This window comes from Hydrogenophaga sp. T2, from assembly GCF_049843535.1.
Lineage (GTDB): Bacteria > Pseudomonadota > Gammaproteobacteria > Burkholderiales > Burkholderiaceae_C > Hydrogenophaga > Hydrogenophaga crocea.
Window position 1 is genome coordinate 582,924 of sequence record NZ_JBBHZJ010000003.1, and the last position, 17,668, is coordinate 600,591.

The following is a 17,668-nucleotide window of genomic DNA, read 5'->3' on the forward strand; positions in this document are numbered from 1 at the left end:
CTCATTCCCCTTTGAACTGTGCCGTGCGTTTGTCCAGGAAGGCTGAGATACCTTCCGCCTTGTCGGCCGTGCCATAGACCGTGGTCACGAGCATGGTCTCGAACTCGATCGCCGAGGTCAGGTCCATCTGCATGCCACGGTGCACTGCGCGTTTGACAAACGCGAGCGCCAGCGGTGCGCGCGAGGCGTAATGCCGGGCCATTGCAAGCGCGGTTTCGAGCGTTTTCCCGTTGGCCACGCGGCGGTTGATCAGGCCGATTCGCAGCGCCTCGACCGATTCGATAGGCTCGGCAGCGAACAGCATGTCGAGCGCGTTTGCCAGGCCCACCACGCGCGGCAGGCGTTGCGTTCCACCAGCCCCCGCCACCGTGCCGATGCGCGCGCTGGTGATGGCGAAGGTGGCGTTCTCGCTCGCAACGCGCAGGTCGGCCGCGAGTGCGAGTTCCAGCCCCCCCGTCATGCAGAAGCCTTCGATGGCCGCGATAACAGGCTTGGAAGACTGCTCCAGCGCGTCGTTGAGCCGGTGCCAGTGGCTGAAGTAGCGACGCCCCTCTTGAGCGGTTTTCACCTGAAAGGCTTCGTTGAGATCGGCACCAGCCGAGAAGTAGTCTTTGCCGCCGCTGATAACGATGGCCGACACGTCCTTGCGCGCCTCGACCTCGAGGAACGCCGCCATGATGTCGTCCATCATCTGCTCGCTCACCGCGTTGCGTCGCTCGGGTCGGTTGAGTTCGATGACGAAAGCGGGGCCTTCCTTTCGGGTACTAATGGTCTGATAGCTCATGGTGTTCTCCTCAAAGGTGGAATTGGCGGATCGTTTGGTTGATGGTGTCGCTGGCCTCATAAGCGAGCCAGTGACCGGCGCCTTCGATGACTTCGACACGCGCACTCGGCAGCGCGTGCCTTAGCAAATCAATTCGTTCCTGCAGCGATGGAAAGATCAGCGGGTCTTCCTGCCCCAGCAGTACCTGCGTGGGCACGTTCGCGGTGCGCACGTGGTCGACCAGCGAAGCCTGATGGCTCACCTGGCGACTGTCGAAGCGGGCCAGGTCCACATTGCGCAGATGGATGTCGATGGCGAGGTCCTGGGGGTCGGGTTCACGGGCCAACATCCAGCGCCCCAGGTTGCGAGCTGTGGCCTCGCGCAGAACGCGCGCGTCGGCAGGGTCAATGCCCTTTACCTTCTCCAATGCGATGGAGCGCCCGGCCGGTGGACCAAAGCCTGCGGGGCTGAGCAGACTCAGGCGCGTGGGAGCACGGCCATTCGAGGCTAGCAGGGCACTCACACCCGCTGCCACGGCGCCGCCGAAGCTGAATCCGACGAGATGAAACTCACGCTCGCCCACTGCCAGGCGGACGGCGTGTGCGACCCAGGCCAGGTAATCGGAAACAGGCATCTCTTGCGACGGCCGGGCGGATTCACCGAAACCGGGCAGATCGAGAGTGATCACCTGGAACGAGCTGGCCAGCTCCGGCACATTGCGCGCCCAGTGCGTGCGCGAGCCCGAGCCTCCATGCAGCAGCACGAGTGCGGGGCCGGTTCCGGTCGATCGGACCGCCAGTCCGGTCGAATAGAAGAGGGGGCCGTAAGACTGCATCAGGGGTTCTCTTCCGAAGTGATTTCGTGTATTCTATCCATTGAAATCAATTTTGACTAGTGAAACTTATGGGCATCTGCCCGAACAACGACCGGCCGCTGGCGTCTGGCGCCGCTGGCCTGCAGGAAGCGAGATGTCGCAACAGCCCTATTCAGGTATCCGTGTGGTTGAGCTTGGCGTCAGCGTTGCCGCCGGGACGTGTGGTCGCCTCCTCGCTGACCTGGGTGCGACGGTGTATGTGGTGGAGCCCCGCACCGCGAACACTCAAGGCAAGTGGGCCGACCGAATTTCTGCCACGGCGGGCAAGCACAGCTTGCTGGCCGACCCGGGGAACGCCAGTGACGTGCAAGCACTGGTGCAACTGATCCGCGCCTGCGAGGTTGTGGTCCTGAGTTCGGACCTCGATGGCGATGGCTGGCCGGAATCCTGGCTTGGTGCGATTGCGGAATGCCCGATCGTCTGCGACATCACGTCGTTTGGTCGAAGCGGGCCGCTCGCGGGACAAAGCAAGGATGAAGCCGAGTTGCAGGCACTGAGCGGCATCATGGACACGACCGGGTTGCCCGATGGTGAGGCCACGCCGCTAGGTGTGCCCGTGATCGCCATGTCGGCCGGGCTATATGCCGCGGGCGCGATAGCAGTGGCCCTGAGTGTGTATCGCCGCCACGGCGTGGGCCAGTCCATAGAGATCGCACTATTTGATGTGGCGATCAGCACGCTGACCACATTCATGACCGCGCACTACTCGGGCAGGGTACCTCAACGGCTGGGAAATGGTCACGGTATGGCGGTGCCATGGAACGCCTACCCAGCCTCCGATGGCTGGATTCTGATCTGCACGACCAACGACGCGCAATGGCGACGTATCGCGCGGTGTATTGGGCCGGCAGTCGAAGGCGTCGAGCGCTATGTTGAACTCCGTTCGCGCTTGACGCACCGCGAGGAGATCGACACGCTGGTGCGTGATTGGACTTCCAAGCAGCCGATCGACGCGTTGGAAGCACGCTTGAGCGCAGAGGGCATTCCTTGTGGTCGCATCGTGTGCATACACGATCTGCCGAGTGAACCCAATCTGCGCCTGCGCCGGTCGCTCTATTCGGTGCCCAATCCCCTCACCGATGAGGCCGTGTGGGTGTCGAACGCGATTTTTCGATTCTTGGGTGAGCCGCCGGTGACGAGCGCGGTGCCAAAACGCGATTCGGCGCGCACTCAGTTGTCGACGCTGGTGCCGCGGATCCCACGCACACGTGAGCACGGTGAAATCCCGTCGAAAGCGCTGCCAGGATTGCGCGTGGTAGAGATCGGCCAACTCACCACCGCACCGCTGGCCGCGCGTCACCTGGCCACCTTCGGTGCCGACGTGATCAAGGTCGAACCACCAGAAGGAGAAAGCGCACGTGCCTGGGCGCCATTGCGCGGCGGGGTGAGCCACTTCTTTGTTGCGAGCAATGGTGAGAAGCGAAGCGTAGCGCTCGATCTGCGCAGCGAAGCCGATCGTTCCTACCTGTGCGAGCTGCTGAAAGACGCCGACGTTCTGGTCGAAAACATGAAGCCCGGCGCCCTTGCCAAGCTGGGCCTGGGTTATGAGCGCTTGCGCGAACTCAATCCGCGTCTCGTCTACTGCGGCATTTCGGGCTTCGGCCTGGAGTCGGTCTATCCCGGGCGTGCGGCCGTCGACACGGTCATTCAGGCGATGTCCGGCATGATGGACGCAACACAGAGCGAGGGAATGCCCGTCAAGACCGGCATCTCGTCGGCGGACATTCTTGGCGGTCAGGCGGGGTTCCTGGCGATCGTCGCGGCATTGGCGCGGCGCGACGAGATCGGTCGTGGTTGCGCGATCGATATCTCGATGCAAGACGTAGGCGCATGGGCCACGCAGCATCGTTGGAATCGAGCAGCCGCGCCCACTTCGAAAGTACCAACGCAGGTGGCCAATGTGGCCGAAGCCTGCATGCACGCGCAGACCCAGTCCCGCTCCCTCATCGTGACGTGCAGGGACACACTAGGCCAGCAATGGGAGGTACTGGCCTCACCCATGCGGCTGGCCCGCACACCACCACAAATCGGCGGGCTGATTGGCGCGCCCAGCCGCGAACACATCGCTTGGCACACGCGCCAAGCATATTCAGTTGCCAATGGAGAGAACGATGAAATTTGAAGACATTCTGTACACAGCGCAAGGTGGCGTGGCCACCCTCACCATCAATCGCGCCGAGGTGCGAAACGCCGTGCGTCCACGCACCTACGAAGAGCTCACGGCCGCCATGCATATGGCCGCTGACGATCCCACGGTGGGCGTGGTGGTGCTCACAGGCGCAGGTGACAAGGCATTCTGTTCTGGTGGCGACATCCGCGACCAGCAGGCCCGCGTGCCAGAGGTGGGCCGCAAACACATGCGCCGCCTGTTTGCGCTCTCGTCAGTGATGCGCATGATGGACAAACCCATCATCGCCAAAGTGCGTGGTTTCTGCGTGGGAAGCGGCAATGAGATCAACCTCTTTTGCGACATGACCATTGCGAGCGAGGATGCGAAGTTCGGCCAGACTGGTCCTCGCGTAGGAAGTGTGCCGATCTGGGGAGCGTGCCAATTGCTCGCGCGCTACGTGGGAGAGCGCAAGGCGCGCGAGATGCTCTACACCTGCCGGCAGTACACCGCACAACAGGCGCTGGAGATGGGCCTCATCAACGAGGTGGTGAAGGCCGAAGATCTCGATGCGACCGTCGATGCGCTGTGCCAAGACATTCTCGACAAGAGCCCGCAGAGCATCCGCATCGCCAAGCTGGCCTTGAACGCGGGCTCCGATCAGGAGTTCTATGGCTCCTATTTCCCGAATGCCGAGTTGTTGGCATCGATCTACGGAAACGAAGAGAACTCGGAAGGCATTACCGCCTTTCTGCAAAAGCGCAAACCCGACTACCGCAAGTACCGCGTTAGCCGCGCCTGAGTCAAAGGAGTCCGAGAATGAAAATCCTCGTCCCCGTCAAACGCGTGGTCGACTACAACGTGAAAGTTCGCGTCAAGAGCGACGGCACGGGTGTGGACATCGCCAACGTGAAGATGTCCATGAACCCGTTCGACGAGATCGCGGTGGAAGAAGCGGTGCGCTTGAAAGAAAAAGGCGCGGCCACCGAAGTGATCGCCGTCTCCTGCGGCGTCGCGCAGTGCCAGGAAACCCTGCGCACTGCCATGGCCATCGGCGCGGATCGCGCCATCCTGGTGGAGACCGCTGAGGAACTTCAGCCGCTGGCGGTTGCCAAGCTCTTGAAGGCGCTCGTGGACAAGGAACAGCCCGGCCTCGTGATCCTGGGCAAGCAGGCCATCGACGACGACTGCAACCAGACCGGCCAGATGCTGGCCGCGCTCGCGGGCCTGCCGCAGGCCACGTTTGCTTCGAAAGTGGAAATCGAAGGCGCCACCGCCAAGGTCACGCGCGAAGTGGATGGCGGTCTCGAAACCCTGTCCATCAGCACCCCGGCGGTGATCACCACCGACCTGCGCCTGAACGAGCCGCGCTACGTGACGCTGCCCAACATCATGAAGGCCAAGAAGAAGCCGCTGGAAACCGTCAAGCCCGAGGACCTCGGCGTCGACGTTTCCCCGCGCATCAAGACCCTCAAGGTCAGCGAGCCGCCCAAGCGCGGTGCTGGCGTGAAAGTGGCCGACGTGGCCGCGCTGGTCGAGAAGCTCAAGAACGAAGCCAAGGTGATCTGAGGAGCGCACTGAAATGACTGCACTGGTTATTGCCGAACACGACAACGCGTCCATCAAAGGCGCCACCCTCAACACCGTGACCGCTGCCGTTGCCTGCGGTGGCGACGTGCACGTGCTGATCGCGGGCCACAACGCCGCCGGCGCGGCCAAAGCCGCCAGCCAGATCGCGGGCGTTGCCAAGGTCATCCACGCCGACGCCGAGGGCCTCAATCACGGCCTGGCCGAGAACGTCGCCGCGCAGGTGATCGCGCTCGCGGGCAGCTACAGTCACATCCTCTTCCCCGCCACCGCCGCGGGCAAGAACGTGGCGCCGCGCGTGGCCGCGCTGCTCGACGTGGCGCAGCTCAGCGACATCACCAAGGTGATCAGCGCCGACACCTTCGAGCGCCCGATCTACGCGGGCAACGCCATTGCCACCGTGCAGAGCGCCGACAAGGTGAAGGTGGTCACCGTGCGCACCACCGGCTTCGACCCGGCTGCGGCAACCGGTGGCTCCGCCGCCGTGGAAAGCGCAACTGCTGTTGCCGACTCGGGCAAGAGCAAGTTCCTGGGTGCCGAGATTGCCAAGAGCGACCGCCCCGAACTCACGGCCGCCAAGATCATCGTCAGCGGTGGCCGCGCGCTGGGCAGCAGCGAGAAGTTCGACGAGGTCATCACGCCGCTGGCCGACAAGCTGGGTGCGGCCATCGGCGCCAGCCGCGCGGCGGTGGACGCGGGCTACGCGCCCAACGACCTGCAAGTGGGCCAGACCGGCAAGATCGTGGCGCCGCAGCTCTACATCGCGGCCGGCATCTCGGGCGCCATCCAGCACCTGGCGGGCATGAAGGATTCGAAGGTGATCGTGGCGATCAACAAGGACCCGGAGGCGCCGATCTTCTCGGTCGCCGACTACGGGCTGGAGGCCGATCTGTTCGAGGCCGTGCCGGCGCTGGTCAAGGCGGCCTGACTACCTAGACCTCCGCGCCTGTCGTCAAAGGCACGCGAAGATCGCGCCAATCACCACCAGGGTGATGGCGATGTTTTCGCGCAGTCGAGGCCGTTCGCCCAGCAGGTGGCGTGAGACGAGATAACTGAACACGACTTCGACCATGCCCAGCACGCGCACGTCGGCCGCGGGACGCAGCACATAGCCGATGTACCAGCCAACCGAGGCAGCTGTGCCCGCGAAGCCTGCGGCAAGCGAAAGCCTCCAGTCGGTGAAGATGGCAAGTACCGAGGCGCGTTCGCGTGCGAGCATCCAAAGACCCAGCGTTCCGACCTGCACCCCTTGTGCCAGGAGCACGCACCAACAGGCGACGAGGATGGCCGAATGACCGAGGTTGGTGAGTTCAAGGCCTGCGGCGCGATAACCCACGGCTGCCAAGGCGTAGCACGCGCCGGTGGCCACGCCATAAAACGTGCTCAGCAAAATTTGCCTGCGGCTGGCAGCGGCCGCATGGTGCCCCTTGCCGCGGGTTGAGAGCAGCAAGGCTCCTAGCAGCGCGAACACCATGCCCGCCGCGCTATAGGCGTTGGGGGCCTCTGCAAGGATGATGGTGGCGAAGACGGCAATCTGCACCACCTCGGTCTTCGACAACGCCACTGCCACCACGAAGCTGCCTGAACGCATGGCCGACATCAGGCACACGCTGCCCAGCGCGTGCGCGATCGCACCCACCACCAGCCACAGCCAGAACATGCCATTCACGTCGGGCAGCGGGTTGCGTGCGCCGAAGGACGCCTGAACGGCCAGCGCGCACAGCAGCGCGAACGGCAGACCATACAAGAAGCGGGCGAGCGATGCGCCCACCGGTCCGGCGCTGTCGGCAAGCGATCGTTGTGCGGTGTTGCGAATGGTCTGGGTCAGCGCAGCCACAAGAACAGCTGCGATCCACACCCATTCGGGAAGTGCATTCATAAACAGGGACCGCTTGCCGTGGGCCCAATAAAAGACAGGCCGCAAAAGCCTGTCGGTCGAGAGGGTGGATACGGATTACTTGGCTTCCATCGGTGTGATCTTGGCGGCCTGCGCAGCCTCTTTCCAGAACACCAGTTCGCGTTGGAAGAATGCATCCATGTCGGCCACAGTACCGCCGCGAGGTTCGATGGCTTGACCGTCCAGATGCGTGAGCACGGCAGGGTCCTTGAGCACTTCGTTGACGGCGTCATTCAGCCGCTTGACGATCGCGTCAGGCACGCCTGCCGGCGCTGCCAAGCCCAGCCAATAGCCAGACTCCAGTCCTTTGATGCCGTGCTCGGCCAGTGTGTCGGCCTTCGGCATGTACTTCGAGCGTTGGTGCGAGGTCACGAACAATGCGTTCATCGACCCCCGATCCACGGCGGACTTGGTGGAGGAGATGGTGCCGAAATAGGTATCGAGGTTGCCACCCAGCACGTCTTGAATGGCAGGCGCGCCTCCACGGTAGGGAATGTGGTTCAGCGTAATGCCATTTCGCAGCGCAATGATTTCCATCAGCAGGTGGTGCACCGAGCCGATGCCAGCCGAACCGTAGGCGAGCTTGCCGGGGTTCTTTTTGGCGTGATCAATGAACTGATTGAAGCTGGTGATGCCGCTCTTGGTGGACGACACCATCAGGTTCGGGGCCATGCCCAGCAGAACAATGTTCTTGAGGTCCTTGTTGTAGTCGTAGGGCAGCTTTTCGTAGACCCAGGGGTTGGTGGCGTTCATGCTGCTCGACACCAGTAGCGTGTACCCATCGGCCGGCGCTTTGGCCACCAGGTTGGAGGCAATGATGGTGTTTGCGCCCGCACGGTTTTCCACCACGACAGGAACCTTCAGTTTCTCTGTCAGCCCGCGCGCCACTTCGCGGGCCACAGTGTCTGATGAAGCGCCAGGCGAGAGGCCGACGATGAGCTTGATGGGGCGATTGGGATAGTTGCCGTCTTGTGCGTGGCCCGTGCCGGTCAGCGCAAGGGTGACAGTGGCCAGCAGCAGTGTTTTCAGATGGATGCGCATGGAGTCTCCTGGTGATGTGCTTGAAGCGATGCGTTGAGGTTTCATTCATTGAAACTCGTTTCGAACAAATGCTAGCAAGATTGTTTCGCACCGACAAGCACCCCTGGTCCGGCTACAGGTAAACACCTACTGTGGGCTGCCGTCGGTCTCAACGACACCTTGTTAAGAGTGGACGTGCAATCGGCCTCAGTGCGTCCAAGAAAGCCTGCATTGCGCACCTGCCTCCTCCGCAACGATTTCCCTTGGCAAGTCCTTCGTTTGAAGTTCTCGTGCCCCGCGCCGCGCCGCCGTCGCAGCCGCCGCCAACGTCACTTGATAGATCTCCCGCGCACTCAAGTGCGCCAGCGCCACTACGATTCGTTTATCCGGCTCCCCTACTCCGAACCCCGCCGCCTTGAGCGCGTGCTTCACCACGCTCCTTGAAAGCTGAATCGCCTGCTCCGCATCCGGTGGCGTGATCAGGAACTCCTTGAAGCGCGAGCGCAGCGTCGCCGGCACCCACCACGGGTAGTTGGCCGTGGCGATCCAGGTGATCTGGCTCGCATCGAGCTCCAGGTCCAGGCTGATGTCGCGCACATTGGCTGCTGACACCGGCTCGAGCAGCGAGTGCAGCACGCCGGTTGGCGACGAGATCCCACCTGAGGTCTTGCTGATGACCTGCGCCTTGTCCAGCTCATCCAGGATCACCAGTGGGTTGGCGTACTCACCCAGTCCCAGCAGATCGAAGATCAACCCGTAGCGCGAGTTGCCCCAGGTGATGTCCGAGCCCAGCAAGGCTGATGAGGTTTCGGCCTGATCCATCGGGTGGCGGCGCACCGGCACGCCGAGCACCTTGGCCAGGGACTCGCAGAAGTGGGTCTTGCCCACTCCAGGAGGCCCGAAGAGCAGCAACGGCGGCAGGCGAACCGGCGGCTTGCCCTCTTCTTCTCCTGGCACGCCCGCGTCCGCGATTGCCGCCTTGGACTTGCCCTTCCCTGCTCGGGCCTTCTTTCCCGTTCCGCTGGCTTGGGCATCGTTCGCGCTCTTCGCGCTCTCTGCGCTTTCATGCCCTGGCGCCTGGCTGCGCATCTTCTGCAGCGCCACGTGGTTTGCCACGAACTGGATCACTTCACCAAAGTGCGGGTGATCCCCCTCCAATGCCAGGATCGCATCCACCGACTCGGGCGCACCCAGGCGCCGCCAGGGCCCCTTCGCGTTGAGCATGAAGCCGATGGACTCATTGCGCTTCTTGATGTCCGAGTCCACGCTCTGCGCAGCACTCGCCATGCGCTGCACGTTGTCTTCTCGGTAGACGCGCAGCCGCTGGGACGCCGGCAGCTTGGAGACCTGGTTCCTGAACCCGGACTGATCCGGATCGACCCCCATGCTCCTGAGGCGCGCCTTGATCCTTTCCTTGTTCTCTTTTGCGTCGCGCTCGGCGCGCTCCGCGGCAAGCCTCTTTTGCTCCTGCTCGCGGCGTTCTTCCTCCTGCTTCACGAGCCTGCGCAGGCGCGCCCTGTCTTCCGCCGGCTCGGGGTTCGACGCCTCCCAAGCCCTCTTCTCGTTGTCCTCCTTCTTCAGGCGCTCCTTCAGAGCATCGAACTGCTCTCCCACGCCCGGAGGCAGCATGAGATCCAGCCGGTAGTCGTCGGCAAAGCGGTGGTAGACAACGAAGGTCTTCTCGTTGTGCAGCCGCGCGCGGCCTTCCGTGGGCCTGGCGGTGAAGCTGGCCGGGCGGCGCTTCTTGATCGCTTCAGTGTTCCCCACAGCGTTCACTGATGTGCTCGGCTTGGGGACGAACTTGAAGTTCGGATTGATCATCGGACGCAGCAAGTCCACGACCTCTGAGCCCGTCAGTTTTCGGGGGACCTGGGCTTGCGGTTCGTCCTGCGTTGATGGCTCATGCGACATGTCTTCCTGGCCACTGGGATCGACGTCTTTCTTGAAGTCAGTCATGTTCAACCTCACTTCAGCGCGCGCAGCTTGTTGTAGTGGCTGATGCGGATGCGCTCGATCTCCACCGGCACGCCCCGCGCACCGAAGCGTCGGCCCACTTGACCGTTCTCGATGAAGGACAGGGCCACCTCGGCCTCGGCGCGTTTTCGGACCAGGTGGGGTGCCAGACGTTGCACCACCCGAACCGCTCCGGGGCCGGAGTACATCAAGGCGTAGACCTGCTTGTTGTGGCTGATCCGGCGGGTCACTTCGTGGATCGGGCCGATTTCTCCCACGCACTCGCGGAAGTGCTCCAGGGTTTTGAGGCAGTTCTGCGTGATCTGCACCACCAGGCGGTAGGTGGCGGAGCGGTTCGGGTAGCGCTGCTTGACGATGCTGATGCAGCCGTCGCCATCGAGCATGCCGGCCGCCCAGGCCCGGTTCGGGGTCGGCCAGGGGAGCTTGCGGTCGGCGTAGGTGCGCAGTCCAGGCTCGGCATCCGGTCCAGCCCCACGCCCAGAATCTCGACGAGACGTCGGCCAGCGAACCTGGCGGGTCTCATCCAGCTGCACCGGCTCATGCGGGAAGGCCATCAAGGACATCAGCAAGGGAGAAACGTCGTCGTCCTCGCTGTCGTCGATCTGTGGCATCTCGGTGAGCGGGCCTTCGTCGGGCTCGTACGCCAGGTCGAGATTGCCCTGCGCACGATCGTCGACTTCGCCGACCGACTCGCGGCCGGCTTTCGTGGCGCCCGCACCCACTTCAGCCGAGTCCCCAGGGACCCTGGCCAGGGCCGCGGTCACCAGCGTGGGGACAGGCTCCAGAGGCAGCGGCTGCTGAGGATCCGGACGCGCATCGCGCAGCCTGGCATAGGCTTCGCGGCGTGCCAGCTGCATGGCATCACAGAAGGTCTGCGCCATGAGCGCAAAGCGCGGGTTCACCGGGTTCTTGCCCAGGGGACCGTATTTACTGCCAATGCGGTATTGCTGGTGCACCGCGTCCGAGAGCAGCAATTGCAGCCAGACCCCATCATTGACAGCCTGCTTCATGCCACCCTGGCCATCAGCCTCTGCGCTCATCGGCTCCAGGTTGATGAAGCGCGTGAGCAGGCCGCGCAGCGTGAGCTGCGTCAGCGGGTGCGCGGCGCGCTCAGCCTCGCGCTCACGGGCCAGGGCTTCGCTGGAGGAATAGCCGCTACCCGACACCAGATCCGGTGCCGTGTGCAGCGACCCCAGCTCGGCGATCAGGCAGGCCAGGCGAACCAGAGAAACTTCGTCGCGGGTCAGCTCAGAGGAATTGACCTGCTCGGCCGCGGCCACACCGAGGGCCAGCGGGTGAACCACGCTGCGCGCACGCACCTCGGGCAGCAGGGAAACGAGCGCCTGCTCGATGTCGGCCCGGGCGATGGCGGACATCACGAACGCCTGGTGAGCGGGTTTCAAACTCAAGATGGCGTGGTGCAAGTCGGCGGTGATGCCATCCGAGAGCCCCAAGTGATCGAGCATCCAGGGACCAGAACCACGGCCCGAGCGCGGCTGATCGATGCCCGTGACCAGCAAGGCGTCACCAGGCACACCCGGCACCCGGGTCTTGGCGGCGCGGATCCAGCGCACGCGGGGAGAGGCCGCCTGGGCGATCTCGGTCTGCTCCGAGGGCGTGGGCAGCACGAGCGTCTGGTCGCCGCTGCCGAGCAGGGCAATGGAAACACTGCCTTCGCGGCGCTGGCAGATCTGGCCGTGGTGGTTGGTGTACGGGCCCACGGGGCCAAGCGGGAAAGAAGCGCTCAGCAGCGTGTTCATCCGAAACACCGAGCCGGGCTCGGCGAGTTCACCCAGTACGTTGGGCATCTCTTCGCCGGGAGACACGGCGTAGGGGGCAAAGCCACCGGTGCCCATGCCGGCACTGAGGCCAGAACGATCCGCGCCTTCAGCGCCCGCACCGTCGTTGGCCGCCTTCTTGCCCAGGCGCGCCGACAGCTGGCTGCGCACGTTCTTCTCGAACTCGCCCATGTTCTTGGAGAGCTCATGCAGGATGGTCGGCATGGCCAGGGCGTGGGCAACCGGGTTGGTGTGCGGCTGGATGTGGCCGGCGCCGTTGTTAGCCTGATCGAGCATCTGGTTCGAGATCTGGGCGGTGTTCAGTTCGTTGGTCTTGTGGTTCGTGTTCATGCTGGATTCCTTGAAAGTTGGTGGATTCGGTTGTGGTGTCTGAAGCGATGTCGGTGGTGAGCAGGCAAAGCTCCGCCCGCCCCGCCCGCCTGCGCCTTCGCTGTTCGCGAAAACCCAAACGGACTGAGAAAACTCTTCTTGCTGTTAAGGGGCTGCTGCCGGCTAGTGCGTCAGCGCCGCCTGCGGCCTGAAGCTGCTCACGGCGCCCGCGCAGGCGAAACTCATCGCCATGCGCATGGGCCACTGCGGCCTCAGCCCGCCATCTGCGGGTGGCGGCTGGGCGTTGGCCTCACGCGGGCCATTCGAGCGACCTGCGGCGCTGCCGGTATCCGCAGGCGTGGTCGTTGGAACCTGGGTGACCCCGATCAGCTTGGCGCCCACCGTGCCGCGTGGTTTGGGCACGGGCATGGCAGACGCCTGACTGGCTGGCACGTACAGATCGGGTGACGTGCGACGCGGCACGACGGTCTGTGCCTGGATGGGCTCCTTGGGGGCGGCCAGGCGCTTCGGCGCCGGAGACACATCGTCGGGCTCGTATTTCACGAGGGGACCGTTGGCGAACTGGTTCGCAAGCAGTCGCTCCATGGCGCTGCCATCCTGGCGCGTCATGTTGGGCACATAGCGGCTGTACGTCCGAAACAGCATCTCGGTGCTGGTGTGTCCGAGCTGGCGCGCCACGAACTCCGGTGCTTCACCTGACGCCAACCAGAGCGTCGCCGCTGTGTGCCGCATCTGGTACGGCCGGCGCAGCTCATAACCCAGGTGGCGCAGCAACGGGTACCAGATGCGCTTGGTGAAATTCGTGTTGTCCAGCGGCTCACCGAGCAGGTTGCAGAACACGTAGTCGGAGTTGCCGAATGTGATCTCGCGCTGGCGCAGCAGCGCCTCGAACACCGGCTGGCTCATCTTGATGTCGCGCTGGCTGCCATCGGTCTTGGTGTAGTCGTCCTCACCGAGCACGTGGGTCTCGCGCACCAGGATCAGGCGGCTTTCGAAGTCGATGTATTTCCACTTCAGACCGTTGACCTCGCCCGTGCGCATGCCAGTAAGAAAGCGCACCTGCAGGTAGTCGCGGTAGTCGGCGCGCACGGTGGCCAGGATGATCTGGACCTCGGCGAGCGAGAACGGCTGCACGTCGCTCTTGCGCACGCGCAGGCGCTTCACGTTCAACGCGGGCGACGTAAAGTCGAATCGGTCGGCGGCTTCCTCCAGGATCTGCTTGAGCGTGCCCATGATTTCATTGATGCGCTTGGCTGAGAGACCAGCCTTGCCTGCGCGACCTGGTTCTTTGGCGAGAGCGGCGCGAAAGGCAAGAACATCGGACTTGGTGATACTGCTGACCACCTTTTCTGCGAAGGTGGGGTACAGCCGACCTTCGATCGTGGACAGCAGCGAGCGGATGTGGCTGCGGCGCCATTCGATGCTGTGCTCTTGCAGCCATTGATCGGTGAAGGTCTTGAAGGTGGGGCCTACGGGCACATCGTTGACCTCAGTGACTGGCTCAGCATCCACGGATTGACGCTCGGTCAGGCGAGCCGCATTCGCGCTGCCGGGAAAGAACTCCCCGTAGACAAAGGTGCCCTTCTTGATTGCAGCCAACAAGCGGTCGACCACGGCCTGAACCATCTTGCGATTTCGCGGGGTGTCGTCGAGCGCGGTTTGCTCGCGGCAGCGGACGCCCTTGTACGTGAAGTCGATGACGAGCTTGCCCGTCTCTTTGCGAGCGACCACCTTAGCCATGGACCATCGCTCCGTTGGCCATCGGGATCGCGGACATCCCGACTGGGGTGTCAAGCGACGGTGTGCGCATGTCGCGCTCGATCGCCTCCCACAGGAACAGGATCTTTCGGCCACCGAACGGCCGAAAGTAGTGGGTACCCTCGATGAGCACGCTGTCCTTCAGCCGCTCCCGAATGGTCCGGGCGTCGTACTTGATGCGCTGGGACAGCTCATCTGTGGTGAGGTAAGTGGGCTGAGCCAAGAGTCTCTCCTGTAAGATGGAACGATCAAGTGATAGAAATATTCATCACTTGCCACATATCTTACGCGACTCTGCTCGTTTTGCAAGTCGTTTGATAAAAATTTTTATCGCTTGACGCCAAAACGCATCATGATCAGGTTCAAGCTCGGCGAGATGATCGAGAAAAAGCAGTTCGCTGACGGCCGCCGGATCAGCATCAGCGAGATCGCGACCGCAACGGGACTCAACAGGATGACCCTGTCGAAGATCCTCAACCAGAAGGGATACGGGACAGGTACCGAGACGATCGATCGGCTCTGCAGCTACTTCGACTGCAAAGTCGAGGACCTCATGGAGCACTTGCCTGATGAAGGTGAGGCTCCCGCCGAATCACATACCTGACCCTCCCAGCCAGCAATCCCTTTCCGGCCGAGTTCGGCGTTCAGTCAGTCAATGAACAACCGACGCGCTCGCTCGCGTCCGGCTTCTTCATCCACATGCAGTTTGCAAGTTTCTAACCCGTGCTGTGCGGACGCGATGTCGTCGGCGTGGGAAGCACTCGATTGCAGCGATTGCCGCCGCAGGTACTGGCTGTCCGAGTTACACCTCGCGGACGCTTAGGAGACACTCATGACCAGAGTGGACGCGTGAGCCTGCGTTGGCGTCAGTGAGACCAGCAGCAGGCCAATGATGTGTTCCACGGACACGCTATGGCCAGAGTCAGTCTGGCAGAACATGCAGCGCATGTGCCGAACTCTTCAGGCCTTTCGGGGAAGCACATGTCGGATGAAAGATTCCACATCGCCGCCTTGCAGCAACGTGAAAGGAACGGCAAGGGCGGCAGCGACGAGCCTTGAATGGCGCAACTCCGCATCTTGAAGGTCCGCGATCTCGCGATGGGCCGGTGCCGCCCCGTCTCTCTGCCGAATTCTGACCGCAATCGCACTTGCATCGTCCACGAGGCAAACGACCCGATCAATCTCGAGCGACCTGAACACGTCGACGGACACTGGCTGAATGTCGCCGAGTCCATCGCGCATCGCAAAGTGGCCATCCAGCAGGATAGGTGTGGTCCCCGCCTCCTGCCTCAAGGTGCGGAACCCGCGAATGAGCAGTCTCTGGTTGCCGTCCACATCGGCGACGAGCTTTCCTGCCGAAGCAATTGCTTGTGCGCGCTCTCTGCGAATAATCTCGCTGGCTGCGAAATGAAGACACCCAGCAAGCTGAGCGACCTGACCACAGCAGGTGCTCTTGCCGACCCCATGCACCCCACCGACAAAGATGACCGTCACCGTGCGGCCTCCAATAAGGCACGCACCTTCAACTTTTCGGTATCCGATAGGTAGCGAAATGACTGCGGCGGTCGAAAGGACGCGCCGAACACCTTCTTCGGGGGCAGGCCCGAGCCCAGTTTGATTCGTTTGCCTAGGCGGATCGCGACGCCAAGCTCCTTTCCTTCGAAATAATCGAACAGTGCCTGCCGTGTGATGCCACCCCCTTCGGCCGCCGCGACCCGCCAGAGCGCCGTCTTGGAGACTCGTACCACGCCGGCGACCTGCACTATGGCGGCCAGCCGCTGCTGCGGATGCGTGGCGTACACGACGAGTGTGTCGATCGCCCGCTTGGGCCATATCCGCCTAAATTCCAGGTTCTTCTCGCCCGACATGATCTTCTCGACGTAGACGGGATGGACCGAGATCAGCGCGACATCACCCTCAAAGGCGAAGGATGTCTTCGAACTTGTCATGGGAAATCTTTGTAATGCTCTGCGGGTGGCTGCCGAGGATTCGGCGTGACAGCAGTTCTTGGAGAGGTAATGCGCGCGACAGATGTCGCACGAAGCGGAACAAAATCACCCTTGTAGGCTTGCTTGCCATTTTCTGGATCTCAGGGAGGGAATAGACCGTACGCCGCTTTACGCGGGCGACGATCGCCTCGGCATCTGCCAGCGTCTCGTAGGTTTCGACGACTCCGATGCTGGTCAAGGCATGCTCATCCACAGATCGGTAGAAAAGCAAGACGTCGCCGGGGTTCATTGCCTTTGTCGGTGCTCTGCACAAGTAGGCCATTTTGATGGCGTTCCCGGCATAGTTGTCTTGCTGGAAAAGTTGTTGCTGCCGGGTCGATGATCCGTCGAAATCCGGGAACAGGATGTCGTGGTACTCGGGCCGGATAGGGACGACATATGTTGAAACGCACGGATCGCGGCTGAAGTGCGGGAAATACGAACGGAGGTATTCGAAGGGTGAAACCGTGATCACAGGTGGGTCCACCGGATGGCGCTTTAGGTAAACCGCGTCGCGGCGTACGCCTGCGGGATGGTCGCCGACATGCTCGAAACCGAAGTCGGCGAGCATCTCAAAGAGGAAGTAGTGACGCTCCTCGTCACCGTGGATGAAGATGTTCTGCAGGCGATTCGCGCTCGCGTACTTGAAGGCGGCTTTCAGGAAGAGTTCACCGACCTTGCGGCCTTGACAGGCCGGGTCCACCTTGAAAGTCGAGAGCTTGAGCGCCGCTCCCTCAAGCGAGACGCCCTCCGCAATCCGTTCGTGATCCTGGCGCTGAAAGATGCAGATCCCTCCCAGCCGGTCACGTGCTTCCCAGTGCACCCATGCGCGACAGCCCTCCTCCGACTTACGCCGGAACCATCCATCGAACTCGTAGCTGTCACGAAGACTGTCGAAGAACGAGGACGCCAGCAGAGGTGTCAGCTGGTAGAGCGGGACCTCCTCGATGTTCGGTAGCCTGACACCGACCGTCTCGTGCAGCCGCAGCAGCAGGTCCTCGGCCGTCTGGATGGTGAAGACGCGGTCGAGAAGCCCTCTGGTCTTCGCCTTGTCGTGGATCTGTCGGTCCTCGGTGACGAGGGCGGACGCTGCGTGCACCGAAAGCGCGTAGAGGATTTCGTTGTCGGCGGCGTCGTTGCGCTTGGTGTCCGGCGTGTTCCATGGACACACCGGTCGGTGTTCCAGCTTCGTGTACTGCCGAAGCCGCTGCAGAGTTTGCGCGCGGCGGGCCTCGTCCTTGTCTTCCTCGATGTCGTCGATGGACGCCGGGTGGTAGACCAACACATGTTTGTTCGCCGTGGCCAACCTGACGAAGTTGGCCAGACTGTCTCGCAGCGGGATGGACGAGTCCTCAAGGGGGATCAAGACATTGGTATCAAGCAGAAAATGCATGCGTCAGACAATCTGCAGTGAGGATCCCGATCACCCGGCAAGCTTCTCGTCTGTCGCGGGCTACATCAATGCGGCCGAACCTGCCCCGACGCAGCGAAGCCATTTCTCGATGTCCAAATTCTTCAGACTTTCAACATCGAGCACACCGACGGACAGCAGCGCCGGGTACTTATCACTA

Annotated in this window: 16 protein-coding genes; 5 read left to right on the top strand and 11 right to left on the bottom strand. The window is 62.6% G+C overall.

Annotated elements, in window-relative coordinates; all coding sequences use genetic code 11:
* Window position 1: 1 nt before the first annotated feature.
* Together WDZ95_RS09710 and WDZ95_RS09715 are read right to left on the bottom strand one after the other, a co-directional pair.
* On the bottom strand, window positions 2-784 hold the full coding sequence (locus tag WDZ95_RS09710) for an enoyl-CoA hydratase/isomerase family protein (RefSeq protein WP_166228027.1): 783 nt from the start codon (window positions 782-784) through the stop codon (window positions 2-4).
* Window positions 785-794: 10 nt separating this feature from the next.
* Complete coding sequence (locus tag WDZ95_RS09715; RefSeq protein WP_166228029.1) at window positions 795-1,598, bottom strand: alpha/beta fold hydrolase; 804 nt, start codon at window positions 1,596-1,598, stop codon at window positions 795-797.
* A 133-nt stretch (window positions 1,599-1,731) separates the two neighbouring features.
* Between WDZ95_RS09715 and WDZ95_RS09720 the strand changes: the two genes are divergently transcribed.
* From WDZ95_RS09720 to WDZ95_RS09735, 4 genes are read left to right on the top strand one after another with little or no spacing between them, the layout of a single operon-like run.
* Complete coding sequence (locus WDZ95_RS09720) at window positions 1,732-3,759, top strand: CaiB/BaiF CoA-transferase family protein (RefSeq protein WP_166228031.1); 2,028 nt, start codon at window positions 1,732-1,734, stop codon at window positions 3,757-3,759.
* Window positions 3,749-4,546, top strand: a complete 798-nt coding sequence (locus WDZ95_RS09725) for an enoyl-CoA hydratase-related protein (protein ID WP_166228033.1) — start codon at window positions 3,749-3,751, stop codon at window positions 4,544-4,546. Before WDZ95_RS09720 ends, WDZ95_RS09725 begins: the two co-directional genes overlap by 11 nt.
* Before the next feature lie 17 nt (window positions 4,547-4,563).
* On the top strand, window positions 4,564-5,313 hold the full coding sequence (locus WDZ95_RS09730) for an electron transfer flavoprotein subunit beta/FixA family protein (RefSeq protein WP_166228035.1): 750 nt from the start codon (window positions 4,564-4,566) through the stop codon (window positions 5,311-5,313).
* Between the two features lie 13 nt (window positions 5,314-5,326).
* Window positions 5,327-6,259: an electron transfer flavoprotein subunit alpha/FixB family protein gene (locus WDZ95_RS09735; protein ID WP_166228037.1), complete on the top strand. Its 933-nt coding sequence runs from the start codon at window positions 5,327-5,329 to the stop codon at window positions 6,257-6,259.
* 24 nt (window positions 6,260-6,283) lie between these two features.
* Here the strand turns inward: WDZ95_RS09735 and WDZ95_RS09740 are convergent, their stop codons facing one another.
* From WDZ95_RS09740 to WDZ95_RS09765, 6 genes are all read right to left on the bottom strand, one after another.
* Entirely contained in the window at window positions 6,284-7,210 is a 927-nt protein-coding gene (locus WDZ95_RS09740) for an EamA family transporter (RefSeq protein ID WP_166228039.1), read from the bottom strand.
* Window positions 7,211-7,285: 75 nt separating this feature from the next.
* The gene (locus WDZ95_RS09745) at window positions 7,286-8,269 is read right to left on the bottom strand and encodes a tripartite tricarboxylate transporter substrate binding protein (protein WP_166228041.1); all 984 of its coding nucleotides are present in this window, start codon (window positions 8,267-8,269) and stop codon (window positions 7,286-7,288) included.
* A 186-nt stretch (window positions 8,270-8,455) separates the two neighbouring features.
* The gene (locus WDZ95_RS09750; RefSeq protein ID WP_166228043.1) at window positions 8,456-10,204 is read right to left on the bottom strand and encodes an AAA family ATPase; all 1,749 of its coding nucleotides are present in this window, start codon (window positions 10,202-10,204) and stop codon (window positions 8,456-8,458) included.
* Between the two features lie 8 nt (window positions 10,205-10,212).
* The gene (locus WDZ95_RS09755) at window positions 10,213-12,351 is read right to left on the bottom strand and encodes a hypothetical protein (protein WP_166228045.1); all 2,139 of its coding nucleotides are present in this window, start codon (window positions 12,349-12,351) and stop codon (window positions 10,213-10,215) included.
* A 162-nt stretch (window positions 12,352-12,513) separates the two neighbouring features.
* Entirely contained in the window at window positions 12,514-14,091 is a 1,578-nt protein-coding gene (locus tag WDZ95_RS09760; RefSeq protein ID WP_166228047.1) for a site-specific integrase, read from the bottom strand.
* Window positions 14,084-14,332 carry a hypothetical protein gene (locus WDZ95_RS09765; protein ID WP_166228049.1) on the bottom strand — a complete coding sequence of 83 codons (249 nt, stop codon included), beginning with the start codon at window positions 14,330-14,332 and terminating at the stop codon, window positions 14,084-14,086. The genes WDZ95_RS09760 and WDZ95_RS09765 overlap by 8 nt, the downstream gene beginning before the upstream one ends.
* A gap of 129 nt (window positions 14,333-14,461) precedes the next feature.
* Here WDZ95_RS09765 and WDZ95_RS09770 point away from each other — a divergent pair, with 129 nt between their 5' ends.
* On the top strand, window positions 14,462-14,713 hold the full coding sequence (locus tag WDZ95_RS09770) for a helix-turn-helix domain-containing protein (RefSeq protein ID WP_166228051.1): 252 nt from the start codon (window positions 14,462-14,464) through the stop codon (window positions 14,711-14,713).
* Window positions 14,714-15,069: 356 nt separating this feature from the next.
* On the opposite strand, the gene WDZ95_RS09775 is transcribed toward WDZ95_RS09770, so the two are convergent.
* From WDZ95_RS09775 to WDZ95_RS09785, 3 genes are read right to left on the bottom strand one after another with little or no spacing between them, the layout of a single operon-like run.
* A complete protein-coding gene (locus tag WDZ95_RS09775; RefSeq protein WP_166228053.1) occupies window positions 15,070-15,603 on the bottom strand; it encodes an ATP-binding protein in 534 nt (177 codons plus the stop codon).
* Entirely contained in the window at window positions 15,600-16,058 is a 459-nt protein-coding gene (locus WDZ95_RS09780) for an ASCH domain-containing protein (protein ID WP_166228055.1), read from the bottom strand. Before WDZ95_RS09780 ends, WDZ95_RS09775 begins: the two co-directional genes overlap by 4 nt.
* Window positions 16,027-17,490 carry a GNAT family N-acetyltransferase gene (locus WDZ95_RS09785; protein ID WP_166228057.1) on the bottom strand — a complete coding sequence of 488 codons (1,464 nt, stop codon included), beginning with the start codon at window positions 17,488-17,490 and terminating at the stop codon, window positions 16,027-16,029. The genes WDZ95_RS09780 and WDZ95_RS09785 overlap by 32 nt, the downstream gene beginning before the upstream one ends.
* Between the last annotated feature and the right edge of the window lie 178 nt (window positions 17,491-17,668).